This window comes from Neochlamydia sp. AcF84, from assembly GCF_011087585.1.
Classification (GTDB): Bacteria; Chlamydiota; Chlamydiia; order Chlamydiales; family Parachlamydiaceae; genus Neochlamydia.
Genome location: NZ_VJOT01000010.1, coordinates 1 through 11,025, shown reverse-complemented (window position 1 = coordinate 11,025; position 11,025 = coordinate 1). Strand labels below are relative to the sequence as shown.

The window sequence follows — 11,025 nt, the reverse complement described above, 5'->3', positions numbered from 1 at the left end:
TTGCAGAAATTGGGCAGCTGTCTCAGCTACAAGGGCTTTACTTAAATGAAAACCAGCTCACCGCTCTGCCTGCCGAAATCGGGCAATTGTCTCAGCTGCAAGAGCTTGAATTAGCGGAAAATCCTTTGAAAGATATTCCAGAAAAAATAAGGCAGCGTTTTCCCTTGTAGAATAGCCATAAGTAATTTTTAAATTGGGAGGGGCTAAAATGAAATAAAAAACTTTTAGCTATCTTATCTTTAAACAAGTAATCTGCACTTAAATCAAAGCCAGCTCACCAGCCTTTCTATAGAAATTTGAATCTTTAAGGAATTTTGATACCTGCGCACGTGCTACCTGGTCAATGTGATCTTTTCCTAAATTTTTCAAAGCTTGAATCAGAAGACCTTCTCTAGTTCTCGCAAAAGACATAATTTTTTTCGTGGTCTTTTTAAGAATAATTTCTTGATTACCAATTTGGACTTTTCTGGAGGGGCCTTCGGTTAAAAACATGACACCACCAGGAACTTGTAAAGAAAGGCCCACTAAATTGGCAGCATGAGCTCCGGCAAGTTGAATTTGAACCCCATTTTTTTCCGCAATAGCCTTAGCAACTTCATTCAAATCTGGGGGGGAGTGTGCTCAGTAGATCATGTATTTTGGGGTAATCATAAACGCCTTGATCGAGCCGACGGATGATGTTTTGTTTTTGAAGCTGTGAAAGAGATTTTCGAATAGAGGTAACACTACCCAGATCTGAAAAGTGCATGGGCGTAAAACACCAACCGCGGCCTTGCTCAATAATCCTATTTTTTACTGCGATTTCGATACTTTGGCGCATTTCGAGTCTCTCTTTTTCACAAAAAGATGCTATTTTTGTGAATTACTAGAATCGTTTATGAAAACGGTTAGAGTGTTTATTTTAAACCCAGGGAAAGTGTGTTAGTATCTTGAGCCATATAAAGGGAATAAAATCGCTACAGTTAAAGCAAAAATTTTCTTTGAAAAGCGGTTCTGGGTAAAAACTTTTGAGCGGACCGATAAAGCAGGGTAGGCAATTGCAAGGACTATCTTGGGTGGTGAACCGTCTGATCCTGAGATTCATAAGTTTGTTCTTAATCATTATCCTGAAATAAAATTTGGAGAAGTTAAGGAAATCAACATTCAAATCCTGCGCATGAATCCAAAGAGAGTACAAAGAGAAGTCCGCCGTGAAATGGCAAGAATGAAGGAAACGACACAGCCTTCAACTTTAGCACAAGATTACAGGCGAGGAGGGCTTGAGAAGAAAAGAAAGAAAATTATTAGCAGTGCCGAAAAACAAGATCGCAAAGATGATCAATTTGCACTCAAGCAAAAAAAAAGAAAAAGAGAAGCATCGAGGGCATTACTAAAGCGTTATCATCGCTAAGGAATAACTCAAATTATATGAATTAACTTTCCTGTTTTTTGAAGAGCCTTTCTCTGGGCTGTCCATGCCCACCATGAAATAGGTTCTCCCGTCTTAGCTTCATGTATAATGGCGGCAAATACGTCCCACACACAAGGATCATGACGTTTTCCTGTTAACCTTTCTAATTGTTCGAACAATTGAGTAGCATCATGATGAATTAAGTCTTCGACTAAATGAATATTCAGAATGCTTAAATCCCGTAAAGTTGCTTTCCCAACATTTTTTAGATCTTTAAGATTCTTTTTTTTGACAGACATTTGCTATTCCTTTATTGCATTGCAAATTTCGACAATGAAACCATTATTGTCACGGACATAAGAAACGATTTGACCCCACGGTTTTTGAGCAGGTTTAAGAATTTCTACTGCTCCAGAATCAATCGCGTGTTGAAATTGCTTCTCCACATTATCGACTATAAACGCAATTTCAGCACCAGCAGCTAGTTCTTTTTGGCGATTTGGCCGAAATTGATGGGAAGCCATCACAACATCTTCGTCAGCAAATGCTAAAATTGTTTGGCCTGTTTCCATTTCTGCATATTGATTGCTTTCATGAATAAATCGAAGCTTTAGCTTAAAAGCTTTTTCGTAGAAAGAAACTGTTGTGGGCACGTCTTTGACATAGATAATAATGTAACCGAGATGCATGTTAGGCCTAAGAATTAATTTTTTTTATGAAAACATTAGCAATAAAGCTTCATTTTTTACTCCAGAGTGACAATATTTTGGGAAATTGACGCGCTTTCTCTATGAGTCACAGAGGTCACCCTTGTCACAGTGGATATAGCAGAAGATGCGGAAAAACGAAATAGTTGTATGCTGTTTTCATCCAGTTTAGTGCGTAATTGGGCTTTATGTACTTGAAATTTCCGTTGAATTTTTTTGATGCGCAAGCCTCTGAAAATAAAAAGCTTCACTCCTAAAAGTGAAGCTTAATAATCAGTTGGAGGTGGAGAGAATCGAACTCTCGTCCTGAGCAAACTACATAGTGACCACTACATGCTTAGTGTTCTGAAAATAAGTAGGTTCCGCTGCAGAACACGCCACTGGAAACTACTCGCCTCAATTAATCTTGAGTTTAAATTTCTCTAAGGCTGGAGAAACTTAGCTCATACCAAGAAAATGACAGTAGACTCTAAAATCCTCGGTCCAATTTCAGACTACTGCGCAAGCACTGCAATTAAGCAGCGCGTGCTACGACTTCAAAGTTAGCTTCAGCCACAGGGCTAAAGTCAACAGCGATTACGTTTGTGCTTGTTTTGGCACTTAATTGTTCACCGGCTTTTTTAGGAGGCCAACCGATACCCTCCGCATGCAATCAATACCTCGCTTCCCAGTCGAAACCATGACACCCCCGAAAGATGGATGTTTGATAAAACTGTAAGGGCAGTATTGCCTTTTCTTAATCAAAGAATAACGAAAAAAAAAATAAAATAGAAGCAAATTTTTTACGTGAAGGAGAAGAAACAAGATGCTTGCTAGACATTTTCGAGAGAAAATATTATTATTTTTGCCTATGGCTTCGAAAACAATTTTATATTACTTAGTAGGTTAGCGAATGTTTGCAGAAATTCTTCCAGAAAGTTTTGACGAGCGTGAAAAAAGAATTCTTGAATTTTGGAGTGTAAATAAAATTTTCACAAAATCGGTAGAAGAAAATCGAGATAAACCTCTTTTTGCTTTTTATGATGGTCCTCCTTTTGCTACAGGTCTTCCTCATTATGGTCATTTATTAGCAGGCACCATTAAAGATGTAGTTTTGCGTTATAAAACCATGAAAGGATTTTGCGTGCCTCGGCGTTTCGGCTGGGATTGCCACGGTCTTCCTGTGGAAAATGAGATTGAAAAAATGCATAACCTCTCGGGTGGAGATGCTATTCAAACTTTTGGGATAGCTAATTTCAACGAGGAGTGTAGAAAAATTGTTTTACGTTATACTGAAGAGTGGAAAACGATTGTCCAGCGTATGGGGAGATGGGTTGACTTTGATCAAACTTATCGAACGATGGATGTGAATTTTATGGAATCGGTATGGTGGGTCTTTCAGCAGCTTTATAATAAAGGGCTGGTTTATGAGGGCTATAAAGTCATGCCTTATTCTGCTAAGCTAGGAACACCACTTTCTAATTTTGAAGCAGGCGAAAATTATAAAGAGGTAGATGATCCTGCTTTAACTCTAGCTTTTCCTTTGCTAGATGAACCTCATACAGCTATTTTAGCCTGGACCACTACTCCCTGGACGCTTGTTTCTAATTTAGCTCTCATGGTAGGGCCTGAGATAGACTATGTAAAAATCCTACACATTGCCTCTGCCCAACACTACATTTTAGCAAAGTCTAGGCTCTCGGCTACTTTTAAGAGTGAAAGCGAATATGAAATATTAGAAGAAATGAAGGGTAGGGACTTAGCAGGTAAAAGTTATAAGCCGCCTTTTAAATATTTTGCTGATAGAGCGAGCCATGGAGCTTTTCGTATAATTCTTGAGGATAGCGTGTCGGTAGAAGAGGGCACGGGAATTGTTCATGCAGCCCCTGCTTTTGGAGAAGTAGATTTCTATGCGTGTCAAAGAGAGGGCATAGAGATTGTGTGTCCCGTCGATAGCAATGGACTTTTCACTAGTGAAATTCCTGAATACCAAGGATTATTTGTTAAAGAGGCGGATAAAGAGATCATTAAGCACTTAAAGAAAGAGGGTATAGTCTTTTCTCATGGTGTCTGCCGCCACCGCTATCCTTTCTGCTGGCGATCTGACACTCCTCTTATTTATAAAGCTGTAACTACCTGGTTCGTAGCTGTAGAAAAAATAAAAGACTCGTTGGTAAAAGCTAATGAGCAAATTCATTGGACTCCCTCGTATGTTAAGCATGGGCGTTTTGGTAAATGGTTAGAAGGTGCTAGAGATTGGGCTATCAGTCGAAATCGCTACTGGGGGACTCCTATTCCTATCTGGCGCGCAGACGATGGAGAGATGCTTGTTATCGGAAGCATTCAAGAGCTAGAAACCAAAAGTGGGACTAACATTAAAGACTTACATCGACATTTTATTGATCAGCTAACTCTCACCCACAATGGAAAAGTTTTTAGACGTATCACCGAAGTCTTCGATTGTTGGTTTGAGTCGGGCTCTATGCCGTACGCGCAAAATCATTATCCCTTTGAAAATCAAGAGCTTTTCCAGAAGATATTTCCTGCAGATTTTATTGCAGAAGGTTTAGATCAGACACGCGGTTGGTTTTATACGTTAACTATTCTATCCACCGCCCTTTTTGATCAGCCAGCATTTAAAAACGTTATTGTGAATGGAATCGTCTTGGCAGAGGATGGGGCAAAAATGTCCAAGCGCTTGCGCAATTATCCTGATCCTAGCCTTGTCATTGAGCGTTTTGGCGCCGATGCGGTTCGTGTCTATATGATGCATAGTCCGGCAGTACGTGCCGAAGACCTTTGCTTTGTGGAATCAGGGGTGGAGCTTATCTTACGTCAAGTAATGCTGCCTTTATGGAATGCTTATAGCTTTTTTATCACCTACGCACGTATCTATGGCTGGCGCCCTTGTGGTCAGCTGAAAAAGCCCGTCGCTATTATCGATCGATGGGTAATCTCGCTTCTAAATAAGCTTATCAAACAAGTAGAAGTAGGAATGGATGATTATAACCTTAGCCATGGTATCGAGCCTACAATTTATTTCATTGAGCAGCTGACTAATTGGTATATCAGACGTTCGCGCCGCCGCTTCTGGGAAGAAAAAGCGTCTAATGATCGTAATGAAGCTTTTGCCACTCTTTATCATGTTCTATTGACCTTTACGAAGGTGGCAGCACCTTATATTCCTTTTATGAGCGAAGCTATTTATCAGAATCTGAGAAGTGAAGAAATGCCTCAATCCGTTCACCTTTGTGCTTATCCAGAATATAATGAGCAGATGCGTGATGAGCAACTGGAGGCCGCCATGGCTGCGGTACAAAGTACGGTAAGTTTAGGCCATGCTTTAAGAAAAGAGCATAAGCTTAAAGTTCGACAACCGCTGGCGAAGGCTCATATTATTTCCGCTGATAGCGTGACTCTTCAATTTTTAAAAGAGCAACAGCACCTGATTGCCGATGAACTCAATGTGAAAATAATCGAATTTGCCGAGAAAGAGTCTTCATTTGTTAATCTTAAAGCTAAGCCTAATTTTCGCATCTTAGGCAAAAAAGTGGGTAAGTTAATGAAAGCTACTCAGCAAGCAATTGATGCTTTTAATCAAGAACAATTATCTACCTTATTGAAAGGTCATTCGCTTCCTTTAATCATAGAAGAGACAGAAGTAGTGTTGACTTCGGAAGATGTTCAGGTTGAACGCCAGGTTTTTGAGGGCCTAGCTGGAGCTAATGAAGGATCGATCACTATTGTTTTAGAGACAGCTTTAAATGAAGAGCTTTTAATGGAAGGGATTGCCAGGGAGCTCGTGAATAAAATTAATACAATGCGGCGAGAAGCTAATTTAGAAGTGACTGATCGCATTCACGTAAATATAGAAACAACCGAACGAGTAAAGCTAGCTTTTGAGCATTATAAAGAATATGTGCAACAAGAAGTATTGGCGGTTACTGTAGAGTTTAACGAATCCCCTGAAGGCGATGATTGGGATATTAACAATGAGCCGGCTAGGATCTATTTAAATAAGGCCCATGCTGCTTGAACACCTCTTGGCTCTACTTTACACCCTTGCTCCTTTCCTCTTAAGGTAAGGGAGTAAGGCAGTGCCCATTCATTCGTTATGGGTGAAAGGGAGGTGAGCCAGCTGCTTCTGTCCATAAATAGTGAATGATTTATATTTTGATTAGAATAGATGTTTGTCTATAAAAATTTAAAGTGGCAGCTTAGCAGCAGGTAATATGTTTTAAAAGACTTTCCTCCTTATTTTAAAAAGAACTGAATGATTACCGGCTCCTTTTTTACCTAATGACATACCTTACGTACAGATAAGCTGAAAAGATTATTTTATAGTTATGACTTTTTCCTTGAAAAAGGCTATAAGCTATCTGATGGTGGTTTGTTTTAATCAGAAGTTTGTCAGTGAGTTTTGCTTTAAGGGGAGGCTATGAGAGCTTCCTCGGTAGCAAAAAGAAACAGCAAATAGTGTTTATAAAGCTCAAAGCGGGCACGTTTTTTTAACAAAGATAAACGCTAATAGAAAATATTTTGGAAATCTGGCTTTTTTAATTCTGTAGCTGTAGATTTTTATAGCTTGAGAGTAATATTTCTATTCCTTAAAATACATTCTTTAAAACTCGGATCGTTTAGCTTAAAAAGGAATCATCATTTGTTAAAAGAGCTTCTCCAAAAAGAAAACTGTTATTTAAATTATTTTTTTGAAAAGATCGATTTATCTGTTGCTGAGATTGTTGTACAGTCTTTAAGAGATTGCCAGGGAGTTATAGTTTTCTCAGGTGTAGGGAAAAGCGGTTTAGTAGCAGAAAAAATTGCTATGACCATGACTTCTACCGGCTCACGAGCTTTATTTATTTCCCCCACAAACGCTTTACATGGCGATATAGGCATAGTTTCTGAAAAAGACGTATTTGTTTTTCTTAGTAAAAGTGGAGAGAGTGAAGAACTTTTATCTCTTATCCCTACTTTGCGTAATCGGCGAGTAAAAATTATAGGGATTGTCTCCAATGCAAAAAGCCGTTTAGCTAAAGCTAGTGATATATATATCGATCTTCCTTTGCAGCAAGAGCTTTGCCCGTTTGATATAGTGCCGACTACGTCTGCTGTTATACAGCTTATATTTGGAGACATTCTGGCTGTTGCCCTCATGCGCATGAAAAATTTTAGTTTGGAAGAATATGTTAAAAATCATCCTGCAGGTAGGATTGGTAAACGCATCTCGCTTAAAGTGTCTGATTTAATGATCACCGGCTCTAGCCTTCCTATATGCAAGCCTCAAGATAAATTGGTAAATACTCTTGTAGAATTATCTAATAAACGTTGTGGTTGTGTATTAGTGATTGACGAAGCTGAAATTCTACAGGGGATATTTACTGATGGAGATTTAAGGCGGGCTTTGCAATCCCATGGGGCTGCTTCCCTGCAATTGCCTATGAAAGATCTAATGATCCAAACAGCTCGGTGGGTTGCTCCTCATAACTTGGCGTGGGATGCCATGCGTAAGATGGAAGGAGACCAAAAAAATGCTATTACGGTATTACCTGTTCTTACCGAGCATAAAAAGCTGCTAGGCCTTATCAAATTACATGATATTGTCCAATCGGGAATATGAACGTTCCCACGCTTAAGCCTTTATCATTTAGCTGCTAATTTTTCTTTAAATATGCTTAGGCAGAAAGGTAATCGTTCTTACTTTCTATAAATAAGCTAGGCATAGAGAAGTCATAAAATAGTGGATGTTTCTGCCTTGACTTTAGTAAGGTGTAATCTCCTGTTTTTAGAGAGAGCGGTTTATTTTTTATGCCGTCCTTTTTAGAGTGCAATTAAATATTTTATTCCTTGATTATTCTACTCTCTTTTTTTCAAGCTTTTGTATATCTCTTCTAGTTCATGATAAGAACGTTTACTAAAATAGGGCAAAAATAGGTCGCAAAAATATTTTTTTTGATTTTCTTCTAAATACAGAGGAAGATCCAAAGACAAATGTAAAGCAGTAATGTCTTTTGAGGTAGGAGCCATCCACAAACCAATCCCGTAATGTTTGTCATCGTCTAGATAAGCCATTTCATCTACTTTTTCCAGGGATACTTTAAAAAGGATCCTACCATGCAAGGCAAAATAAAGTTCATTTAGTGCAGTCACCTTTATTTGGTGGGGAGTATTTTCTAAATACGCCAATTGACGGTAGGGCAAAAGTCCTAAAGTGATAAATAACCCTCCTAAAAATAGAATAATCCATCCCCAAGTATCTAAGAAAGAAGGAGAAAGGAAAATTCCTCCATAGAGCCATAAACTGATGCCGGCAGCTCCATAAATTGTGCCTTTGATAAGGGTAGCTTTTTTTATAGAAGAATGAATAGCAGAGTTTAAAGATAAAATAGGCTCTTCCATTTTTTTTACCTAGGTTAGAATGTAAAAATCGCATATTAGAATGTATATTAGCAGAAAAGATTTACAGGAAAACTTATATGGCTATCACTCTAAATATTTATACTATTAGCATGATTATTGTCTTTATCATAGGTTATGGCTTTATTACCATAGAACATGTGATCAGAGTCAACAAAACGACCACAGCTTTGCTGATGGCCATTATTTGTTGGATTTTGCAATTTGCTAATCATCACGATAAATTTTCTCATCAAGAGAACTTAGATTCATTAGCTGCTCATGTGGCTGATATTAGCCAGGTAATATTCTTTCTTATAGGTGCTTTGAGCGTCGTGGAGCTTATTAATGCTCATCACGGCTTTAAAATCATTTTAGATGTTATTAAAGTTAGATCTAAAGTTAGACTGCTGTGGCTGTTGGGTTTGATTACTTTCTTTTTATCAGCAGTTCTAGATAACCTAACCACCACGCTTGTAGTGCTTTCCATTATGCAAAAGCTATTGACGAACCGAGAGGATCGCTGGTTAATAGGCGGGGGGATAGTAATTGCAGCCAACGCAGGGGGCGCTTGGACACCGATTGGAGATGTCACGACAACTATGCTATGGATAGGGGGGCAAGTGACTTCATGGGCAATCATTAAAAATCTTTTTTTTCCTAGTCTAGCATGCTTTATTGGCTCATTTTCTATCATTAGCCAATGCTTAAAAGGCTCACTAATCGAGCATGAATTATTGAACGCGCATAAAAAACTAGAACCTATTGGCAAGCTAATTTTTTTAGCAGGTATAGCTGCGCTTATCTTTGTCCCTATTTTTAAAACATTGACGGGTTTGCCCCCCTTTATGGGAATATTGTTTGGTTTAGGGCTATTATGGCTAATGACGGATATTGCTTATTTTAAAGAAGAAGATCGTGAACATTTACGTGTGCCGCATGTATTAACAAAGATTGATTTATCAGGAGTATTATTTTTCTTTGGCATTCTTTTATGCATTAATGCTTTAGAGTCGGCAGAGCTACTAAAAATGTTAGCTCAGTGGTTAAATCAGCATGTAGGAAACACAGAGGTGATAGCCACTCTAATTGGTATAGCTTCAGCAATTGTGGATAATGTTCCATTGGTAGCGGCCAGCATGGGAATGTACAGTCTTCAACAGTATCCTCAAGATTCTTTCTTTTGGCAATTGGTAGCCTATTGTGCAGGCACTGGAGGCAGCCTGTTGATTATTGGCTCTGCTGCAGGTGTGGTCTTTATGGGACTAGAGAAAGTAGATTTTTCCTGGTATTTAAAAAAAATATCTTTTCCTGCCTCTGTAGGCTACATGGCGGGCATTACCGTCTACTATTTACTTAGCATTATCTGATCTTTAGAGGAAGAAGGGAGGAGGATCAGGAAGCTTTCTTATTTTCTTTTATAGCTCTTTGTTTATATAAGGAGCATTCCCTTTATGTAAACTTTCAATGACTAAAAAGATCTTTTTAAGGCACCTTTATAAAGATCCCCTCTTTAGGTTTTATCCAGGTAGTCTATGCCTGTTGTGTTTTAGAAAGCATTCCTCATTTGCCTTTAACTTAATAAAAAAATGGCGGAATCCCTTATCAGCTGAATGTAAGAGAAAACTTACAATTAACTTGCATTTCCCGCATTCGCTTTTTTGCTAAAATATACAGCATAAAGATTGAATAAATTGAAGCAGATGAGGTGAGACATCATGGGCTTTTAACCTTAGAAGTTAGATGATTAGGAAAAGACGCTTTAAGAACTGGCAATACATTAAACAGGTGAGTTAAGAAGCCAAAAGTTAAGAAATGCCCTATAAGATTACACGCAACAAATTAAGGGAACACGAAATATGCTGGCTTAAAAGGTAGAAAAAGAAACGTTTCATATAAGTTGGAGAATAGATTAGGAGAGGAGCTTTTCGCTTTCTTTCAAATTAGAGGTAGAAGTTAAGCTTGGACTATCAGGAATACTCACCATCGATTTCGCCTAAATGCCCTGCATGAAAATAAGAAGGACAAGAAAGACGGGACAGTTTTTTCCACATTATATTAAAATAATCCTTGAATAAGATTGCTTTTTTGGTATAATAACATCCAGAGAACGAGTGATTTAGATTTTACCCTAAGACAAACGCCTCTCCTTAGAATTCCCCCTGATATAGCGATTTATATCCTTGCACACCTTAGAACAAACATATAGGTTGAAAAGTGACTGCTCAAATTTAAAAATTATTCAGTCGCTTTAATTTTTAGAAGCTTAGGAAAAAAATAGAGAAAAAGGAAAATAGGAGTTGCGGAAATAATTCGATATTTTGTATGTTTACTGCTTCTTAAGTGAAAAGCTAAGAAGAAGAACAAAAAAAGCGTGACCAGCGAGTGACGCAAAAAGCTATTTGACAGTGATAGAAAGACAATGTGCAAGCAAACATAAAGTTTGTGCGAAGGTTAAAAGGCAACTTTTAATCTCGTAAATAGAATCAGAGATAAATAAATCATTTATCAAGTTTTCAAAGAATATATTTTTCTTGAGAATTTGATCTTGGT

General features: G+C 38.1%; 9 protein-coding genes, 1 other RNA gene and 1 pseudogene. 5 read left to right on the top strand and 6 right to left on the bottom strand.

Going from position 1 to position 11,025, the window contains the following annotated elements; all coding sequences use genetic code 11:
- A pseudogene (locus tag NEOC84_RS10110) lies at positions 1-155 on the top strand (leucine-rich repeat domain-containing protein); the annotation flags it as partial.
- A 103-nt stretch (positions 156-258) separates the two neighbouring features.
- Here NEOC84_RS10110 and NEOC84_RS00535 read toward each other — a convergent pair.
- Positions 259-603 (bottom strand): DUF6088 family protein, encoded by a 345-nt coding sequence (locus tag NEOC84_RS00535; protein WP_278248282.1) that lies wholly within the window; start codon positions 601-603, stop codon positions 259-261.
- The gene (locus tag NEOC84_RS10005) at positions 596-820 is read right to left on the bottom strand and encodes a DUF6088 family protein (RefSeq protein WP_278248281.1); all 225 of its coding nucleotides are present in this window, start codon (positions 818-820) and stop codon (positions 596-598) included. The genes NEOC84_RS00535 and NEOC84_RS10005 overlap by 8 nt, the downstream gene beginning before the upstream one ends.
- Before the next feature lie 216 nt (positions 821-1,036).
- On the opposite strand from NEOC84_RS10005, the gene NEOC84_RS00530 reads away from it, so the two are divergent.
- Complete coding sequence (locus NEOC84_RS00530) at positions 1,037-1,390, top strand: DUF2992 family protein (RefSeq protein WP_347566617.1); 354 nt, start codon at positions 1,037-1,039, stop codon at positions 1,388-1,390.
- A gap of 8 nt (positions 1,391-1,398) precedes the next feature.
- On the opposite strand, the gene NEOC84_RS00525 is transcribed toward NEOC84_RS00530, so the two are convergent.
- The 3 genes from NEOC84_RS00525 to ssrA form a co-directional block, all read right to left on the bottom strand.
- Positions 1,399-1,689 (bottom strand): helix-hairpin-helix domain-containing protein, encoded by a 291-nt coding sequence (locus NEOC84_RS00525; RefSeq protein ID WP_166154280.1) that lies wholly within the window; start codon positions 1,687-1,689, stop codon positions 1,399-1,401.
- A gap of 3 nt (positions 1,690-1,692) precedes the next feature.
- On the bottom strand, positions 1,693-2,079 hold the full coding sequence (locus NEOC84_RS00520; protein WP_166154278.1) for a VOC family protein: 387 nt from the start codon (positions 2,077-2,079) through the stop codon (positions 1,693-1,695).
- A gap of 293 nt (positions 2,080-2,372) precedes the next feature.
- Positions 2,373-2,787, bottom strand: a transfer-messenger RNA (tmRNA) gene (ssrA, locus tag NEOC84_RS00515).
- A 202-nt stretch (positions 2,788-2,989) separates the two neighbouring features.
- Between ssrA and ileS the strand changes: the two genes are divergently transcribed.
- Entirely contained in the window at positions 2,990-6,112 is a 3,123-nt protein-coding gene (ileS, locus tag NEOC84_RS00510) for an isoleucine--tRNA ligase (RefSeq protein ID WP_166154276.1), read from the top strand.
- Positions 6,113-6,736: 624 nt separating this feature from the next.
- A complete protein-coding gene (locus NEOC84_RS00505; protein ID WP_166154274.1) occupies positions 6,737-7,696 on the top strand; it encodes a KpsF/GutQ family sugar-phosphate isomerase in 960 nt (319 codons plus the stop codon).
- Positions 7,697-7,932: 236 nt separating this feature from the next.
- Here the strand turns inward: NEOC84_RS00505 and NEOC84_RS00500 are convergent, their stop codons facing one another.
- Positions 7,933-8,475, bottom strand: a complete 543-nt coding sequence (locus NEOC84_RS00500; RefSeq protein WP_166154272.1) for a hypothetical protein — start codon at positions 8,473-8,475, stop codon at positions 7,933-7,935.
- A 77-nt stretch (positions 8,476-8,552) separates the two neighbouring features.
- Between NEOC84_RS00500 and NEOC84_RS00495 the strand changes: the two genes are divergently transcribed.
- Positions 8,553-9,842, top strand: coding sequence for an SLC13 family permease (locus NEOC84_RS00495; protein ID WP_166154270.1), 1,290 nt, complete (start codon positions 8,553-8,555; stop codon positions 9,840-9,842).
- The last annotated feature ends 1,183 nt before the right edge of the window (positions 9,843-11,025 follow it).